At 47.6% G+C, this 18907-nt stretch carries 14 protein-coding genes and 2 pseudogenes; 12 read left to right on the top strand and 4 right to left on the bottom strand.

What is annotated here, in order from left to right:
• Window positions 1-212 precede the first annotated feature (212 nt).
• The 3 genes and pseudogenes from BM358_RS08475 to BM358_RS08465 form a co-directional block, all read left to right on the top strand.
• Window positions 213-2273 carry a glycosyl hydrolase 115 family protein gene (locus tag BM358_RS08475; RefSeq protein WP_028540515.1) on the top strand — a complete coding sequence of 687 codons (2061 nt, stop codon included), beginning with the start codon at window positions 213-215 and terminating at the stop codon, window positions 2271-2273.
• Between the two features lie 149 nt (window positions 2274-2422).
• Window positions 2423-3567: pseudogene (locus tag BM358_RS08470) on the top strand (IS3 family transposase).
• Window positions 3568-3616: 49 nt separating this feature from the next.
• Window positions 3617-3904: pseudogene (locus BM358_RS08465) on the top strand (LysR substrate-binding domain-containing protein); the annotation flags it as partial.
• Between the two features lie 86 nt (window positions 3905-3990).
• Here BM358_RS08465 and glpK read toward each other — a convergent pair.
• From glpK to BM358_RS08445, 4 genes are read right to left on the bottom strand one after another with little or no spacing between them, the layout of a single operon-like run.
• Complete coding sequence (gene glpK / locus BM358_RS08460; protein ID WP_028540519.1) at window positions 3991-5508, bottom strand: glycerol kinase GlpK; 1518 nt, start codon at window positions 5506-5508, stop codon at window positions 3991-3993.
• 12 nt (window positions 5509-5520) lie between these two features.
• Window positions 5521-6456 carry a transketolase family protein gene (locus BM358_RS08455; RefSeq protein ID WP_023989377.1) on the bottom strand — a complete coding sequence of 312 codons (936 nt, stop codon included), beginning with the start codon at window positions 6454-6456 and terminating at the stop codon, window positions 5521-5523.
• Between the two features lie 2 nt (window positions 6457-6458).
• Window positions 6459-7304, bottom strand: a complete 846-nt coding sequence (locus BM358_RS08450; RefSeq protein WP_023989376.1) for a transketolase — start codon at window positions 7302-7304, stop codon at window positions 6459-6461.
• Window positions 7305-7358: 54 nt separating this feature from the next.
• Window positions 7359-8822 (bottom strand): L-fucose/L-arabinose isomerase family protein, encoded by a 1464-nt coding sequence (locus tag BM358_RS08445; protein WP_023989375.1) that lies wholly within the window; start codon window positions 8820-8822, stop codon window positions 7359-7361.
• Window positions 8823-9133: 311 nt separating this feature from the next.
• On the opposite strand from BM358_RS08445, the gene BM358_RS08440 reads away from it, so the two are divergent.
• The 9 genes from BM358_RS08440 (at window position 9134) to BM358_RS08400 (ending at window position 18906) form a co-directional block, all read left to right on the top strand.
• Window positions 9134-10204 (top strand): LacI family DNA-binding transcriptional regulator, encoded by a 1071-nt coding sequence (locus BM358_RS08440; RefSeq protein ID WP_023989374.1) that lies wholly within the window; start codon window positions 9134-9136, stop codon window positions 10202-10204.
• A gap of 42 nt (window positions 10205-10246) precedes the next feature.
• Window positions 10247-12196 (top strand): BglG family transcription antiterminator, encoded by a 1950-nt coding sequence (locus tag BM358_RS08435; protein ID WP_028540520.1) that lies wholly within the window; start codon window positions 10247-10249, stop codon window positions 12194-12196.
• A 178-nt stretch (window positions 12197-12374) separates the two neighbouring features.
• The gene (locus tag BM358_RS08430) at window positions 12375-12734 is read left to right on the top strand and encodes a PTS sugar transporter subunit IIA (RefSeq protein WP_023989372.1); all 360 of its coding nucleotides are present in this window, start codon (window positions 12375-12377) and stop codon (window positions 12732-12734) included.
• On the top strand, window positions 12731-13030 hold the full coding sequence (locus tag BM358_RS08425) for a PTS sugar transporter subunit IIB (RefSeq protein WP_023989371.1): 300 nt from the start codon (window positions 12731-12733) through the stop codon (window positions 13028-13030). Before BM358_RS08430 ends, BM358_RS08425 begins: the two co-directional genes overlap by 4 nt.
• A 44-nt stretch (window positions 13031-13074) precedes the next feature.
• Window positions 13075-14484: a glycoside hydrolase family 1 protein gene (locus BM358_RS08420; RefSeq protein ID WP_028540521.1), complete on the top strand. Its 1410-nt coding sequence runs from the start codon at window positions 13075-13077 to the stop codon at window positions 14482-14484.
• Window positions 14485-14529: 45 nt separating this feature from the next.
• On the top strand, window positions 14530-15834 hold the full coding sequence (locus tag BM358_RS08415; RefSeq protein ID WP_028540522.1) for a PTS sugar transporter subunit IIC: 1305 nt from the start codon (window positions 14530-14532) through the stop codon (window positions 15832-15834).
• A gap of 71 nt (window positions 15835-15905) precedes the next feature.
• A complete protein-coding gene (locus tag BM358_RS08410; protein WP_028540523.1) occupies window positions 15906-17192 on the top strand; it encodes a glycoside hydrolase family 140 protein in 1287 nt (428 codons plus the stop codon).
• 123 nt (window positions 17193-17315) lie between these two features.
• Window positions 17316-17981 carry an S-layer homology domain-containing protein gene (locus BM358_RS08405; RefSeq protein WP_028540524.1) on the top strand — a complete coding sequence of 222 codons (666 nt, stop codon included), beginning with the start codon at window positions 17316-17318 and terminating at the stop codon, window positions 17979-17981.
• A gap of 256 nt (window positions 17982-18237) precedes the next feature.
• Window positions 18238-18906, top strand: a complete 669-nt coding sequence (locus BM358_RS08400) for a uracil-DNA glycosylase (RefSeq protein WP_013310967.1) — start codon at window positions 18238-18240, stop codon at window positions 18904-18906.
• The last annotated feature ends 1 nt before the right edge of the window (window position 18907 follow it).

Genomic DNA, 18907 nt, shown 5'->3' with positions numbered 1-18907 from the left:
TTTTTTGGAACATTTTTAGTGTAGCAATCAAGTCTTTCTTATTTCTCTCCTGTTCCTTACTTTTTTCTTTCTCGAATTAAGCTTCAACTCTCAAGTGATTTACCGAAAAAAAGCTATATTTACGTTGGAACAGCTTTATATGTATGTTGCCAACCTATAAAATAAAGAGAAGAAGAATCCTCATAGTTGAAAAAAATAGGAGATGACAATAAATGAAAGCTTGTGAACCTCTAACTATTTCATCTGAAAGCGGATACAATCTTCAAACCGATGAAAGTGTGCCAATTGCCCACGCTTGGAACATGATTGCGCGAGATCATAAGCAAGTGTTTGGCCGCAAGCCATTGCAAACAGAAGTAGAGCCCTCGATCATTATCCGTTATGCGCAGGAAGGAGATAGCTGCCCGCATTGGCCAGAGGGCTATTGTCTGCGTTTTGTTGCTGGTAGCAAGGGAACGGTACTCCATATTATTGGCCGTGATGAATTAGGAATTATTTATGGACTGCTTCATTACAGCCGTTTCGCTCTGGGTGTGGAGCCGTTCTGGTTCTGGGCGGAGCTTCTCCCGCCTAAGCGGGATACCATCGTTTTGCCAAGTCAGAATGTTGACAGTATACCGTCCAAGGTCCGATATCGGGGATGGTTTGTCAATGATGAGGTATGCTTGATTGGCTGGAAGGAAGATTATCCACCAACGGAGCAGGTGTGGCAGCCCGTTTTTGAAGCGTTACTGCGGTGCGGTGGAAATATGGTGATTCCCGGAACCGATTTACCACGCACAGGTATCCATCATAAGCTTGCAGCAGACATGGGCTTATGGATCACACATCATCATGCCGAGCCGTTGGGGGCGGAAATGTTTTTGCGCGCCTTTCCGGGTAAACAAGCTAGCTACAGAGAGCATCCCGAGTTGTTTGAACAGCTGTGGCAGGAAGCGATTGAACGGCAGAAGGAAGAGAAAATTGTATGGGTATTGTCTTTTCGCGGGCAGGGTGACAAGCCTTTTTGGGAAGATGATCCTTCCTTTAATACGCCGGACAAACGCGGACAATTAATATCGTATGTGGTTCGCAAGCAGTACAATATGATCTGTGAATTTGTGGAGCAGCCCGTGTGCTGTATGGCGATGTATGGTGAGATTGCCGAGTTATACAAGCAGGGGCATATTGAAGTACCCGAAGGGGTGATCAAAATATGGGCAGACAATGGTTACGGTAAAATGGTATCTCGGCGCCATGGGAATCTCAATTATCGTGTACCAGCATTGCCCGAGGCGCAGGATGGGGGTAAGAATGGAGTATATTACCATGTGACCTTCCACGACTTGCAAGCGTCGAACCATCTAACCCAATTTCCCTCCTCAGCCAGCTTGATTGTAGAGGAATTAACAGCAGCGTTTACTACAGGGGCGGACGAGTATCTGCTGGTCAATTCAGGTAATATTTTGCCGCATGTATATACGCTGGATTTAGTAGCAAATTTATGGACGAATGGTAACGTGGATACCGAAGAGCAGCTTACTGATTTTATCGGGCGGCTGTACAGTAGTCAGCTTCAAGAGATTTCCCAATTATACCGGGATTATTCCCGTTGCACTATCGTTTATGGCCCGCATAAGGATGATCGAGCAGGGGAGGAATTCTATCACCATCCGGCTCGGCAAATTATGGGGTATTGGCTACAAGGCAAAGAAAGCAGTGATGAACGGCTGTACTGGGCTACTGGAGAAAGGCCTTTTCCTGAACAGGTACGCTGGTTCAAGGAAAAAGCCGAGTCGGCAATCCCGGATTGGGTTGAACTACGAGAGCGGTGTCTACGAATAATGAAGCAGTTGCCTGAAGATGAATGTCGCAGGCTGTATAATCAACTGCTTGTGCAGATTGAACTGCATCTGAGTGGTTCACGTGGACTGGCAAGCTTATGTAGCGCTTATGGGCTGTTCCTTGAAAAAGATTACCCAAGAGCATTTATACAAGCTTCTCATGCCGTTTGGAGCTACCGGATGGGTAAAGAAGCGTTATCGCTCGCAGGAACTGGAAGATGGGAGCATTTCTACCGGGCAGATTGGTTAACCAATCTAGATAACACTATTTCTCATGCGGACACTGTGCGGAGATTTCTTCGTCTTCAGGGAGACAGTCCGGATATGTTCCTGTGGTCCAAACAATATTTAATGCCAGAAACAGAGAAATATATCTACCTGGAGAATACGCATCGCAAGCCCCTTCCCGATGATGAATTGGCACGCTGTCTGGAGAAGGTATTATATTAAAAGGATCTTAGAACTTGTATGACTTCTGATAAAAGAACCTTCCAATCCATGAAGGGGACTGACCCCATAACGGGAGACAAATCAAAACACCTTCAAGAGAATCGAACCATGTCGTAAGATATGGAGATAACCTTGTAGGTGTTTTTACGTTGGCAACGAGAGTGAGTTACCCCTTAGAAATAAAGATGAAAGCTATTGAAATGAGATTGGCAAGAGTCCCGGTAAGAGAGGTTATGGAGCAGTTGAGAATACGGAATAAAACACAGCTAAAAACATGGATGAGGTGGTATCGAAAAGGTGAAGTGCATCGTCTGGAACAGCCTGTGGGTAAACAATACAGCTACGGAAAAGGTCCGGAACACTCTTCGGAGCTCGAAAAAGTAAAAGCGGAGAACCGGTTCCTGAAGCAGCAATTGGACCTGCTAAAAAAGTACAAGGAACTGGAAAGGAGGTGGAACCAGAGGTCGCCGTTGCCTGGATCGAATCCATTCGAGACGAAGTGACGGTGTCTGAGGCTTGTACATGGCTCGGAATCGCAAGAGCGACCTACTACCGTTGGAAAGCAGCTGTGGGGACAGAGCATACAGATGCGACGGTGGAGAAAATCCCGGGGCTTTGCATCTGTCATAAATTTCGGTATGGTTACCGGAAAATCACCGCACTCCTTCGGGCAGAGCAAAGAATCAATCACAAACGAGTTCAGCGGATGATGCAACATGAGGGGTTACAGTGCCGCGTGAGGATGAAGAAACGAAAGGCCACTGGGCAGATCGCTCATCCAGCAGAAAATCTGCTGAAGCGGCAATTCCATGCAGAGGCGCCCCTGCAAAAGCTCGTCACGGACATCACCTATTTACCGTTTGGCGGAAAGATGTTGTACTTCTCCAGCATTCTAGACCTGTACAACGGGGAGATTGTGGCTTACAGTATAGCGGACAAGCAAGATACGTCCTTGGTTTTGGATACACTGAATCAACTTCCAAAACGGACAAGCATGCTGCTCCATAGCGACCAGGGAAGCGTATATACGTCACAGGCTTATCAAGCTGCAGTAAAGGGAAAAGGCATGACCATGAGCATGTCCAGTAAAGGAACGCCCGCTGATAATGCCCCCATCGAATCGTTTTATTCCACACTAAAGTCTGAAACGTTCTACCTCGAAGATCTCATCTGTACAACGACTGCAATCGTTGTACAGACCGTTTGAGACTACATCACCTACTATAACTCAATTCGGATTCAAGCGAAACTAAATAACCAGTCGCCGGTAAATTTCCGACGACTGGCTGCTTAAACTTGAAAGGTGTTTTGATCCCTGTCTCACAAACGGGGGTCAGTCCCGACATGAATCTGCTGTATTAAACACCTTGCACGAGCATCAAATTCCTTTCCAGGAGAGTCTCACGGTCCAAACGGCTGAAACCTTAGTCCATATGGTCCAAAAAAAGTTGGGCATTGGCATTATATCGAAGTTTACGCTTTCCTCGGTGTCCCATACACTAATCGTTAAAGAGATCATTCCCCAAATTTCGCGGGATATCGGAATTATCGCGCATTCTTTTGATGAAGCGACCCCGGCAGCCCGTGAGTTTGTAAAAGCGTTGGGTCAGTTATATCGTTCGAGTGAGTAACTTAATAAAAGGGCCTTTGTAAAAGCAAGGGCCCTTTTTGTTTGGTTTGTATTGGGGAGATATGAGGAATGGAGTACAGAGATTATTTATAAAACGGGAGATTCATGCTGTTGTTGCAATACAGACTGAACAGCCCGCTGCCAGCCAGTATAATATTTCTCTCTGGTAGCCTCATCCATCTTTGGTTCGTATGCTTCATACATTTTAAGATTGGAAGCGATTTGCTCTGGATCGGACCAAAAGCCTGTGCCGAGCCCACCGAGATAGACCGAACCCATGGCCGACAGCTCGGCACATGTGGATCGGGTCACAAGGTTGCCCAGAATATCGGCCTGAAATTGCATCAGCCAAGTGTTGGAGGAAGCCCCGCCGTCCGTGCGCAGGCCGACCAACTCAATCCCGGACTGTTCCTGAATAAACTCTATAGCGTCCCGTACTTGGTAAGCGATGCTCTCCAGCGCAGCCCGGACGATGTGTCCTTTGCCAGTTCCACGGTTCATACCGATAATTGCCGCCCGGGCGTAGGGATTCCAATAGGGAGCGCCCATTCCGACAAAGGCAGGCACAAGATAGACGCCATCGTTTGCAGGAACGCTTTCGACTAAGCGCTGCATTTCCTCAAAGGTAGAGAACAGTCCTAAGTTGTCCTGCGTCCATTTGATGCTGTCGCCTGTTGTCCGGATGATGGCTTCAAGCGCATACGTAACAGTTCCGCCGGCCCCCCAGGCGATAGCGGTTACAAGTCCGTCACCGCCATCCACCGGATGATTCCCTACGTTCATTAATACAGAGGTACCCGTGCCAAAGGTTGCTTTGGCTGTTCCGGGCTTGAAACACAGATGCCCATACAATGCCCCTTGTGAATCCCCAATGACGCCCGAAATCGGTATTTTCTCATTGAAAAGGTCGCAATCTGCCGTATATCCGAAAATTGCGTCGGATGGTTTAACCTCAGGCAGCAGGGAAGAAGGAACGGAGAACAGCTGGGCAAGCTCTTCATCCCACTCCAGCGTGTGGATATTGAACAGCGATGTACGGCTGGCATTTGTAAAGTCGGTTGCATGGTTTTTACCGCCGGTAAGCTTCCAGACCAGCCAACTGTCCATGTTCCCTGCAAGTAGCCTCCCTTCAGCCAGCAGGTTGGCAGCTCCTTCCGTATGTTCAATGATCCATTTGAACTTGGCAGCGGAGAAATAAGGGTCAAGCATAAGCCCTGTTTTGGCGTGGATGGTTCTTTCGTGGCCAGCTTGCTTCAGCTCGGCGCACAGGTCCGCCGTACGTTGGCATTGCCAGACAACAGCATTATATATTGGCTGACCAGTCGTCTTATCCCACACCAATGCCGTTTCGCGTTGATTGGTGATTGTCAGCGCAGCTAGTGCGGACGGGTGGATGCAGGCTTGCTCCAATACGCTGCGGGCCGTTATTTTGACATTTTCATAAATTTCGAGCGGATCATGCTCTACCCAGCCGGGATGGGGGTAATATTGCTTATGCTCCATCCCGCTGCGGGCGATTACTGTACCCTGATGGTCTACAAGGAGTGCTTTGGTGCCTGAAGTACTCTGGTCGATGGCCAATATATATTGTTGATTGTGCTCCATATGCTTCGCCCTCTACTTATTAATCAATTCGAATGCAATTTGTTTGATATTGTCACCCGTAATGCCGTAGTGGTGGAAAACTTCCGCCGATTTACCGGCAATCGCCGGCTCATCCGGGATGCCGAGCACTCTCATAGGAACCGGGTGATTCTGCACAACAACTTCTGCCACGGCTGCGCCGAGACCGCCGTAAATGCTATGTTCCTCAACGGTAATGATGCGTCCAGTTTCACGTGCAGCGGTAATGATCGCCTCTTCATCCAGCGGCTTGATTGTATGCATGTTGATTACCCGGGCGGATATGCCTTCGTCGTTGAGTGCCTTGGCGGCATCGAGTGCGATTCGCACGGTTTCACCGACACCAATAATTGTAACGTCGTTGCCTTCTCTCACAGTTATAGCTTTGCCTATTTCGAATGGGTAATCATCGGTTTCGTAAACGTCCTCAACGGGATTACGCCCGATTCGCACGTATACGCCGCCGTCATATTTTACAAGTGCTTCGGTCAGTTTCTTCGTTTCGTGACGATCAGCAGGCAGGACAATCGCCAGTCCCGGAATTGCCCGAGCTACTGCGATATCTTGCACGGAGTGGTGTGACATGCCAAGCGCCCCGTAGCTAACGCCTCCGCTAATGCCGATGAGCTTCACATTTGTCCGCGAATAAGCAACGTCAACTTTGACTTGTTCAATACTGCGCATACTGAGGAAGCAGGCTGGTGAAGTCACAAACGGTTTTTTGCCGCTGTGGGCCAGGCCTGCAGACATGCCTACGATATTCTGTTCGGCAATGCCGACCTCGACGAACTGCTGCGGGAACGTATTGGCAAAGGGAGCCATTGCAGCAGAACCGCGCGAATCGCTGGCCAGTACCATGATATCACGGTCGTCTTTGGCCAACTCCAGCAGTGTGTCACAGATTACTTGGCGATTAGGAATTTTATTCATGCTTAATGCACCTGCCCTTTCTGCGTCAATTCTTCGATCGTTGCCTTTAGCTCTGTGAGAGCCAGCTCCAACTCTTTATCATTAGGCACATGGTGATGCCATGCCGGGACATTTTCGGCGAACGATACGCCTTTGCCCTTGGTGGTATTGGCCATAATTAACGTTGGCTTTCCGGCTACTTCAGGGGCGGACCTGAATGCCTTAAGCAATTCTTCCATATTGTTGCCGTTGATAGAGACGACGTTCCAGCCGAAGGCAGTCCACTTCTCTTCCAGCGGCTCCAGTCCCATGACTTCTTCGGTAGCACCGCTGATCTGGAGTCGGTTGCGGTCGATAATGCCGATCAGGTTATCCAGCTTATAATGAGAGCCTGCCATAGCGGCTTCCCAGTTGGAGCCTTCGGCCTGTTCGCCGTCTCCCATTAAACAAAATACACGGTAAGGACGGTCATCCCGCTTGGCAGCTAGTGCCATGCCTACGGAAATGGGCAGGCCGTGGCCGAGGGCCCCGGTGTTCATTTCAATCCCTGGAACCTTGTTGTTCGGGTGGCCAATGAGTCGGGTGCCGAACTGGCTATAGGTCTCCAGCTCTTCTTTTGGGAAAAAGCCCCGGTCGGCCAGAATACACCATAGAGATTCTACGGAATGCCCTTTGCTGGCGATAAAGCGATCACGGTCATCCCATTTTGGATTAGCAGGGTCAACGTTCATGATTTCATAATATAAAGCCGTTAAAATGTCTGTATTGCTCAGCGATCCCCCCGTATGTCCCGTTTTGGCGCGGTGAATGATGGTTAGCAGGTCCATGCGGATTTGTGCGGCTTTTACTTTCAGTTCCTGGATTTCCATAATGTCCTCCTCAAGATAGGTATTATAGGGATGGGCTTTGTCGCTTTAGACGTCTCAAACGTGAAGGTTCGGGCGCTTATTACGGGCGAGATCGGATCCTCTAAGCCAGCTTTGAATTTCCTGTTCCGTGGGATCGACCGGATCAGGCGTCAGGCCGGGTATATAATTGCAGGCCTCATAAATGGCCGGGATCACATTGGCGTGGATACCTACGGAATGATGGACGTAAGGCCCTTTTACGAGTTTTTCCTCCCACAGCGGCCAATCGTTTACTTCCACCCATACGTAGGAGCCGCGGGTATAAGGACCTTCAATACCCCGGGCACGCCCGAGGAACATGGAGTACTCACCGTGGTCGCCGTCAAATCGGGCAATGGTCATACCGCCACCGCGGATTTCGCCTTCATGAGTTCCGGGAGAATGGTCGTCGAAGAGAAAATGTTTGCGTAACTTCGGTTTGTTCTCTACGGAGAGCGAGACCGGGAAATTGCCACAGTGGAAGAGAAGTTCGCCGTTATCATTCTCAGGATGTCGAACAGTAATATCTGCGAAGAAGGTTGGCAATGTGTTCATGGAGGCAGCCTGCACCATAATGGAAGTAATGGCTCCATGGATATCTGTTTCACAAGTAACCGGAATTTGTTCGTCAGTCAGGATTGCATTGGCCAGACACGGCATAATAGATATGGCATCCTGCAAAGAGGACCAGCACTGAATTGCGATAGCGCTGCTTCCCGTCTCACGGGCGAAGGATTTCATGGCGACCTTTAAAGCGGCTATCCGTCTTACATCATCTTCGGTCACTTCACTGTAATCGAGTTTTTCTTTAATGTAATCCATCGTTTCCAGAAGCTCTGAGCTATTGCTGGAGGCGATTTTTTTGGTTCTAAGCTGAATGTCGACAATGGTAATGGGATGAATCTCAATGCCGAAGCGTTCCAGCAGTTCGCCTTCATTGCACATCATCGTCCAGAATGAAGCGGGGCGGGGGCCAATCTGGAGAATGCGTAAGCTCTTGAATTGGCGCACGACGTTGGCAGCCGCCACAAAGTTGGTAAAGCCTCTTTCGAAAACCGGATCATTCACCCAACTGTTCGTTACATAGGTGAAGGGAACGTTGAATCTTCGCAGCACTTTACCTGTGGCGAAAATACCGCATTGGGTGTCGCGAAGGCGCATGCCGTCCGCAAGCGGCGCTTCATCCCGCGGTCCCCACAGCAGGACAGGCTTGCCGAGCGCCTTGCCTACACGAGCTACAGTATCTTCTGTACCAAAGTTGCAATGTGGGAAAAAAACAGCGTCGACTTCTTCTTCTTTGAATCGCTTTGCAATTAAATCCGCGTTTATATGGTCGTCATACAGCAAGCCTTCCTCATTAAGGCCCTCCAGGTCTACAATGTCGATATCCATGCCAAAACTCTCAATTTTCTTGCGAATTTCCACTTTGTACTTAAAGGCATCGTCGGCGCTGAACGTAAATCGGCGCGTCGGAGCATAACCCAACTTTAATTTCTTCATGATCATGTCTCCTCTGTACTTGAATAAACAACATTTGCTGAACAAAATAGAATAAATAAACTAAACAAAACCAAATTAGTTTAGTTGTAAAAACTAAATTCAATGACTATTTCTATATCGAGGCCATAGTAACATCGAATTAAAACGGTGTCAATTAATTATTTAGTGATATTTAGTTATAAAAACTAAAAAAATAACTAAACAAATATAAATAAATTCAGCTAATTATTGCATCGCATCTCAAATCGGTGTAAACTTCATTTATTCACTTCACTGCTGTGTTCATCTTATTTAGAATGGAGAATTAGGGCATGAAAATGGAAGACATTGCCAAGCTGGCCAACGTATCCAAATCAGCTGTTTCACTGGCCTTCAGCGGCAAGCCGGGTATTGGCCCGGATACGCGTGAACGTATTCTCCAGGTAGCCCACGAGGCAGGATACAGTCCCAAAAGCAAGACGATAACGGCTTCAAGAAGTGATAAGTCCTTGCTTTTTCTCGTGTGTACAAATTCGGGCATTGTCCTTGAGGAATACTATCAACAGCCATTTTTTAAAGAATTAATCCAGTTTATTGAGGAACGTTGCCGACAAAAAGGGTATTCGTTGATCTTCTCGACGGTCGACGTAGAATTTTTCCAGAGGGATATCCAGATGGTTGCAGAGGAGAAACGCAGTGCAGGCACCATTGTTCTGGGAACCAATCTGACCCGTGAGCAGATCAGTGATATTCATGGCAAGCTGCCGAATCTGATTGTGCTGGATACCTGCTTTGATACGCTTCCCGTACAATTTATCCAGATTAATAATGTTATGGGTGCTTATCAGGCAGGAGCTTATTTATGCGACATGGGTCATACCTCAATCGGTTATATTGCTTCAAATGTACGAATTCATAATTTTGAGGAACGTAAACGCGGATTTTTGGCGGCACTCATGGAACGGGGGCTGAAGATTCCGGAGGCACAAATGCTGGCTGTAGCGCCAACCATTCTTACTTCGCAGGAGGATCTGAATCGGCAGTTAACCGTTTATCTGGAGAGCGGGAAAACTTTGCCGACGGCCTGGTTCTGCGAATGCGACTATATTGCTATCAGCGCTATGAAGACCATGAGCGAGCTTGGCATCCGGGTGCCGCAGGATACTTCAATTATCGGCTTTGACAACATTACGGAATCGGTCATTGTTACGCCGGAGCTAACGACCATTCATGTAGAAAAAGAAAGAATGGCCGTTCTGGCTGTCGATCTCCTGACCGATACTATTGAGCAGGGAACGCAGGTTACAGCAAAAATCACAGTGGATACGAAATTTGTAGAGCGCAATTCCTGTGCTGCTCCTGCCACTTTCGTACCTAAAGGCGAGCTAACCGAGCAGGCCTGAGTAGAGGATAGATTTTGACAAAAGAACGGGGGGTCACCTTGAATGAATACGCGAATGGTTTCGATTCTACAGCATTTGCTGGCTGCGGACACTCCTGTCAACAGCGAGCATCTGGCAAAGTTGATCCAGGTTACTTCACGTACCGTACGTAGCGATATCAGAGAACTGGATGAATTTCTGGCCAAGCATGGAGCATCGATTCAGCCTGTTCGTTCAAGGGGGTATGAACTGAAAATCACGGACGACCGCAGCTTTCGTACGCTCCTACAGCAGTTGTTCCTGTATAACGAACCGGATGATCCCAATTCTCCTGAATACCGACAGCGTTATTTAATCTCGCGCCTCCTGCTTACAGAAAATTATTTGAAGCTCGAAGAGTTGGCGGATGAGTTATACATTAGCAAATCCACCGTACAAAATGATTTCAAAGAGGTTAAGCATATGCTACAGGCTTACGGAATCGGCATTGATAAGCGCCCGAATTACGGTGTCAAGCTGAGGGGCGACGAGGTTCGCTTACGTTTCTGCATGTCTGAATTCATCGTCAACCGTTCTGAAGAAGAAAGGGCTGGGGGCGTGGAGGCCGCATCGAGAATGGTTACCCCTTGGGAAATGACACTCATTCGAGGTATTATTCTGGAGCAAATCCAGAACCACGGGGTCACTTTGTCGGATGTTGCCTTCAACAACCTGTCCATTCATATCGCTATAGCTTGCAAGCGTATTCGCGATGGGAACCGGGTCGCGATGCTTTCCGATGAAAGGGAAGATTTTCGGGCTACCGAGGAATTTCGAGCCGCTGAACATATTGTTAGCCACATTGAAAAGCAAATGGATTTGACCTTTCCGGAGGATGAGGTTGCTTATATCGCCATGCATCTGGCCGGGAACAAGTGGTTTGAGGGAGTTACGGAGCAACAGACAGAAGAGACAGGGCCTCAGAAGCTCTTGGATCGGGGAATTTATGAGCTTGGCAGAGAAATGCTGGCTGAAATTGACAGGGGCTTTAACCTGAATATCAGCCGGGATCAAGAACTGTTAATGGGCATATGTCTTCATCTGAAATCGGCGCTAAACCGCGTAAAATATAGGATGAATATCCGTAATCCGATGCTGGATCATGTGAAGAATAATTATCCTTTGGCTTTTCAGGCGGGGGTCATAGGTGCCAAGTTAATCGAGAGCAAACTGAATTTGACCATACCAGAGACAGAAATGGGTTATTTGGCGATTCATATCGGGGCCGCCATGGAAAGGCAGCAGATGAACAACAGACCTAAACGCTGCCTTGTCGTATGCACTTCGGGTGTTGGAAGTGCCCGCTTGCTGTATTACAAGCTACGTAGCAAGTTCGGTGAAAGGCTTGAGGTTGCTGGCACGACCGAGTATTACAAGTTGCAGCAGGTTCCTTTGCATGGCATTGATTTTGTGGTAAGCACAGTTCCAATCCCGCAGACATTATCCGTTCCGGTCGTGGTAGTTCAGACTCTGCTTGGCGGCGGTGACATCGATAAGATTGAAGAGCTGCTGACGGATGAAAACGAATTTACTTTCCGCTACATTATGGAAGAGCTTGTATTTCTGAGACATAACTTTACTACAAAAGAAGAGGTTATTACTTTTTTGGGAGAAAGAATGCATGCTTCCGGATTGATCCGCTCTTCCGAGGGATTCATCGGATTGGTGATGGAAAGGGAAAATGCTGCTCCTACGGCTTACGGAAATCTGATAGCCATTCCTCATCCTATTATTCCGCAAAGCAACCGGACGGTATGGGCGGTCTGTACACTGAAATCTCCCATAGATTGGTCCGGCAAGCCCGTGCAGTTCGTCTGCCTGCTCAGTATTAACAAAAACGGCGACGAGCCTCCGGCGAAAATGTATAAGCATCTGATGGGACTACTCGACGACTCGGATATTATCCAGCAAATGCTGGAATGCAAAACCTACGGGGATTTTGCTCAAATTATTGTCAAACATAAACTGTATTAAAATAAAGCTCTGCACGACATCTGCTTGGATTTTGAACAAGCATCGTGCAGAGCTTCTCTATTTTTTTCCATTGTAAGCATTTCCGCTTCTAGTGGAAAAGGGTTGCGTTTAGAAGTCGGCAAGAATCGTATACACTGAATCTGTAAGCTAAAGAGATGAAATGCATGAGGTGAATTCAATGGATGAGTATCAGGAAATCATAATGGGACTTATAACAAATTCGGGTATTGCGAAGAGTAAAGCTATGGAAGCTATCAGCTTTGCCGAGAAGGGTAATGCGGAGCAGGCAGCAGAATGTCTTGAAGAATGCAAGAACGAGCTGGTCCAAGCGCATAAATCGCAGACGCGACTGATCCAGCAGGAAGCGGGTGGGACAGCTCATGAAGTGACACTGCTAATGGTGCATGCACAAGACCATCTCATGTCTGCCATTACGACCAAGGATCTGGCGAGACATATCGTGGAACTTTACAGCAGATTGAACCGTTACGAAGCAACAGTATCCATCACACCATTATCGGGGAGGAATAACCAATGAAACAAATTACGCTTGTATGCGCAGCAGGAATGTCTACAAGTATGTTGGTACAAAAGATGCAGAAGGCTGCACAGGCTCAAAATGTTGAGGTTGAAATCAGAGCTACTTCCGAAAGCTCTTTTAAAGAGTATGCGGACAAAACGGACGTATTGCTGATAGGACCGCAGGTTGGCTACTTGGAAGACGATTTTAAAACCAAATACGAGCCTAAAGGCATCAAGGTAAGCGTAATCGACAGAATGGATTATGGCATGATGAATGGTGAAAAAGTACTTGCCGAAGCCTTAAATCTATAATCGTCTGTACATATAGATCAACACTTTTTCATTGGAGGTGTTAAATGAAATATCATAAATTGAAAGCGTTTGATTCCAATTTTCTATGGGGTGGATCGACCTCGTCCTATCAGTTTGAAGGAGCATGGAACGAGGACGGAAAAGGGCCGTCTGTTATTGACACCCGTCCACCCCGGGAAGAGATCACTGATTATAAGGTGGCAAGCGATCATTACCATCACTATAAGGAAGACATTGCCTTACTGGCGGAAATGGGCTTTAAGGCTTATCGCTTCTCGGTGGCCTGGACCCGCATTTATCCGCAGGGAACAGGGGAATTGAATCCGAAAGGCATACAGTTTTACAACCATTTAATTGATGAGTTATTAAAATACGGGATCGAACCGATCGTGACCATGTATCATTTTGATCTTCCGGCAGCTTTGGAAAAAGAAGGCGGATGGTCGAACCGTAGTACAATCAACGCATTTGAAACGTATGCGAAGACATTGTTCGAACACTTTGGGGACCGGGTGAAATATTGGTTAACTATTAACGAACAAAACATGATGATTTTGCACGGTTCCGCTTTGGGAACGTTGGACCCGAACCTGAAGAATCCAAAAAAGGAATTGTATCAGCAAAATCATCATATGCTTCTGGCTCAAGCCAGGGCGATGATTCTGTGCAAAGAAATGTTACCTGAAGCTAAAGTGGCACCGGCCCCTAACATCTCGTGCGTATATCCAGCGTCTTCGCGTCCGGAAGATGTGCTGGCGGCTGATAACTTCAACGCAATCCGCAATTGGTTATACCTTGATATGGCGGTGTTTGGCCGTTACAATACGCTGGTCTGGAGTTACTTCGAGGAAAAAGGCTATACGCCTGAGATTCAAGAAGGGGATATGAGCATTCTGGCCGCCGCGAAGCCAGACTTTATCGCTTTTAATTATTACAGCTCTGCAACGGTCAAAGCCAGTACCCAGAATTCGGTAGAAAAAGGCGGGATGGGAGATCAGCAAATCTCAGTTGGAGAAGTGGGTGTTTTTGCTGGGAGTGGAAATGAGTACCTGGAGCGAACGGAGTTCGGCTGGGGAATTGATCCGGCAGGCCTGCGTGTTACTCTTAGGAAGATCTATGACCGCTACCAGCTACCGCTGATCATTACCGAGAATGGACTGGGGGCTTTTGATTCCTTGGAAGAGGGCGATGTTGTAAGAGATGATTACCGCATCGATTACTTGCGCAAGCATATCGAGCAATGCCAGCTGGCTATTACGGACGGGGTGGAGCTGTTTGGTTATTGTCCTTGGTCCGCAATTGATCTGGTCAGCACCCACCAGGGAGTAAGCAAACGTTACGGATTCGTCTATGTTGACCGGGATGAGTTCAACCTGAGACAATTGCGGCGGATTCGCAAGAACAGCTTCCATTGGTACAAAAATATGATTTCCTCAAATGGAAGCGCTCTCTAGATTATTGTTCAACAGATGAAACTCTAAAACAGGAGTTGAAGGAATATGGCTAACGAAAAAAAACTATCGCATAAATTGCAAAGATACGCTGGGAAAATTCAGCAAAATCGCTATATGAGCGCTATATCAAATGGACTGATGTCCACCCTTCCTTTTTTGATTATTGGAGCATTTTCGACGCTTTTCTCCGCACTTGCCTGGGAGCCTTACCAGAACCTCATCGCACCCATCAAGGGTATTATCGGATTAGGATCGACGATGACAACTGGCATCGTCGCCCTCTATGCAGTCTTCTTCATTGCCTACAGACTGGCGCAATCTTTTGACAAGGACCCACTGGTTCCCGCAGCAACGGCACTGCTCTCGTTTCTTATTTTGACGCCGATCCAAACATTCGATAAAGTCCGGGCGCTTCCACTTCAGTGGCTCGGTGCGCAGGGTTTGTTTGTCGCCATGTTGGTTGGCTTGCTCGCTTCCCGATTGTATATCTGGATTGTCGATCGCAACTGGACCATTAAAATGCCCGAAGGAGTACCGCCTACCGTTGTCAAAACATTCTCAGGATTAATTCCGGCGATACTCGTAGCTATGATATTCGTTATCGTTTCCGGTCTATTCATGCATACGTCATTCGGTACGGTCCATGAGTTTATTTATACCTATCTGCAAGTGCCACTGGAAGGACTGGGTGGATCACTGGGGGCTATGATTGTCGCCCTCATCATTATGCAGGTGCTCTGGATGTTCGGAATCCACGGTGCAATCGTAACGCTTGCCATCGTCAAACCGATCTGGATGAGCCTGGATCTTGCCAATCTCGACGCTTTCCAGGCGGGAGCTCCGCTACCGAACATTATCGGGCTGGCTTTCTGGTATATCTTCTCAAACTATGCGCCGATGCTGGGCTTCGCTCTCCTGCTGGTCTTCTTGGCCAAGAGCAAGCAATTACGCACGATTGGCAAGCTCGGCCTTCCGGGGACTTTCTTCTCGATTCACGAGCCACTCAATTTCGGAATTCCAGTTGTTTTGAATCCGCTCCTGGCTATTCCGTTTATCAGTTCTCCTATCGTCTGCGCCGTCCTCGGTTATTTTGCAACAACTGCGGGCTTGCTGCCTGCGCCCATCGGAATTTACCCGGCATTTGGCACTCCGATTTTTGCTCTGGGCTTTATTGAGGGGAGCTGGAGACTTGCAGTTGCACAGCTTTTGCTCATTCCCGTTTGTATGCTGATTTACTATCCGTTCTTTAGAACGCTTGATAAACAAGCGTTGAACAGGGAACGCGAAGCACAGGAGAAGTCAGAGCAGGAGGGAACGGCTGGAGCCCAAGCTAGTATCGTTACTTCATAAATGAGCAATAAAAGGGAAAGCGGCGAACTGTTCGCCGTTTTCTGTCATTACAGCAATAAGGGGGATGCCATATGATAAAGCTTGGCATAGCGGAGAATAAACGTTACTTTGTCAATGAAGGAGTTCCATTTTTCTATCTGGCGGATACCGTCTGGAGCGCATTTACCAACATCTCACTGGAGGAATGGGCTGATTATCTTGACTACAGAAGTAGCCAGGGGTTTAATGTTCTGCAAATCAATTTGCTGCGGCAGTGGGATGCCAGCGGCAGTGATTTGGATTACGAACCGTTCGAACGGATTGAGGACGGGAGCTACGATTTTTATTCGCTGAATCCAGACTATTTTGACAGGGCGGAGACAATGGTCGAGATGGCGGTGAGCAAGGGATTTGTACCCGCGCTTGTTTTGCTTTGGTGCAATTATATCCCGGATACATGGGCGGCCAAGCTTCGTGATGAGAAAAAGATGCCTCTGGAGGCGGTAGAACCGTATGTGCGTTACGCGGCAGACCGATTCTCAAAGTATCACCCTATCTATATTGTGAGCGGGGATACCGACTTCCCGTCAGAGCGAGCGAACGAGTATTACCGCACCACACTTCACGTTGTGAAGACACATAGTCCGGAGTGTTTGACTACTCTCCACATTCAGGGGAGACTGGCGGATCTGCCGGATGAGTTCATTAACGATCCTAATTTGGACTTTTACATGTACCAATCAGGTCACAATTCGCAGTTTCAGTCCAAGGCCTACACCTTGGCGTTGGACTTCTACAACAAGCGGGTAACACGGCCTGTGCTAAACTCGGAACCTTGCTACGAGATGATGGGATACAGCCGGAGAGAATACGGTCGTTTCGGCCGTGCCGACGTGCGTAAAGCTGCATGGCAAAGTCTTTTGTCCGGTGCGGAAGCCGGCGTAACCTACGGAGCACATGGAATATGGAGCTGGCACAAAAAAGGGAAACGCTTTGGAGTTACCGGGGAAGGTTTTGATAGCCCCTATGAATGGCAGGCTGCCCTTAAATTTGAGGGAGCGTGGGATTATGGATTCGCGAAGTGGCTGTTCCAGATGTACGGACTGGTAGATTTGCAGCCTTGGAACATAGTACTTAAAAACACGGAAGAGATTCGAGTTGCCTCAACCAGAGGCTTCGAAAAAATTGCTATTTATGTGCCGGTGAACACGGTCCTGAAGCTAGACGCCGATCTCAGAGAATATCACTTTACGATTATCGACCTGGAATACCGCCGATTTGCAGCAGCTTCGGTAGCGTTTCAGGGCAATGTAACGGTTATTGATATGCATAATTTTGAGGGGGATGTCATCGTGATTGGCGTGAAAGATAAGAATTGAGCGTTCGGGCAATCTTCATCCAAATCTCTGTTAGATATCGCTTGCAACCTTTCCATCCTGAACTACGTCAAAGAGGTTGTTAATGGCCAGGCGGCCTAATTCAACTACAAGGTGGAACTTGACATGAACATGAGAAAAAGTGCATTTGCAGCCATTACAACTGTAGCCATTTTGTCCTTCTCCGTTGGAGGTCAAATGTCTGCGGCAGACCGTCAATTCAAGGATTTGGACAACGTAAGCGGCAAAGAAAAAATTATATCCCTTAAAGATCAGGGTCTGCTCAAAGGTGCCTCTGACACGCAGTTTCTCCCGTCATCTAAAGTGACCGCTGCCCAGGGCATTCAGTTGATCTCCGGCGGACTCCAGCTCAGTTTGGCCGCTATTGATTTTAATAAGGCGCCACAGGCCAGCGGACTGTTTACCCATGTTAAGGATACTGCATGGTATGCCGAAGCCTTTATCAACGCGCATTATAATGGCGTAGAGATTCCAAAAGATATCGTTCCTTCAAAAACCCTGACTAAGGAAGAGTTCACCCACATGCTGATTCAGGGCATGGAAAAAGCAGGCGCTCTTCCGATGATTAAAATCGCACCTGCGAATATTGCGGATGACAGCGAACTGGAGCCTTCTTACCAAGGTAGCATTCAACGCTCGCTAGTCTACAAGGTCAATACCTTGGATGCAAATGAAAAGTTTCATCCAAAAAGCGAGATTACACGTGCCGAAGCTGCTGTTATGTTATATAATGCATTGGAATACCTGAATGCTCATACAAAATCGTCATAAATACAGCAATTAAGAGCTTTTCTTCTGAGGGAATTAAGCTTTCAGTTACTTGACATCATTATCGTTAATGTTATAATAAGGAAATCGAATTTAGACCTGCGGTAGCTGATTACCGTAAGGATATTTTCCTGGTCCTTCGGCATATAACACAGGTAACGAATAAATAAGCTGGCTCCGGATGAGGAGTTCAGCTTATTTTTTTGGATCAAAAAGCTTACCGTTTTCACAGATCTACATATTGAGAGGAGACAGGGGTATGTTTGGGAATGACTGGGATGATGTACTACGAGAAGAGGTCGAGAAGCCATACTTTAATGAATTAAGGTATACGTTAGCCAGAGAGTACAAGTTACATAAGGTATATCCTCCAAAAGAAGACTTGTTTTCCGCACTTAAATTAACGCCATTTCATCTGACCAAAGCGGTTATATTGGGACAGGATCCATATCATGGAGAGGGACAAGCTCACGGTTTGAGCTTTTCTGTTAGACCTGGTGTGCGAACACCGCCATCTCTACTAAATATATACAAGGAGCTTCGCGATGATATCGGCACTCCCATTCCGAATCAGGGATACCTCGTGCCTTGGGCTGAGCAAGGTGTGCTGCTGCTAAACAACGTGTTAACCGTGCGTGAAGGACAACCGCAATCTCACCAGGGAATAGGTTGGGAACGTTTCACGGATGCTGTCATTGAAGCGATTAATGAACGCGAGCAGCCAGCAGTGTTTATTTTGTGGGGGAGCCATGCTCAGAAAAAAGCAAGCTTCGTGAATACCAGCAAGCATTTGGTGCTGAAATCCGTTCATCCAAGTCCATTGGCGGCTCACAGAGGCTTTTTTGGCAGCAAGCCTTTTTCGCGTACCAATGCATTTTTGCAGGAGCATGGAATGGAGCCTATTCGGTGGGAGATTCCTAACCGCTAGC

This window comes from Paenibacillus sp. cl130 (assembly GCF_900116035.1).
Taxonomy (GTDB): domain Bacteria; phylum Bacillota; class Bacilli; order Paenibacillales; family Paenibacillaceae; genus Paenibacillus; species Paenibacillus polymyxa_B.
Note: the sequence above shows the minus strand (reverse complement) of the source record. Positions and strands in the feature narration are given on the sequence as shown.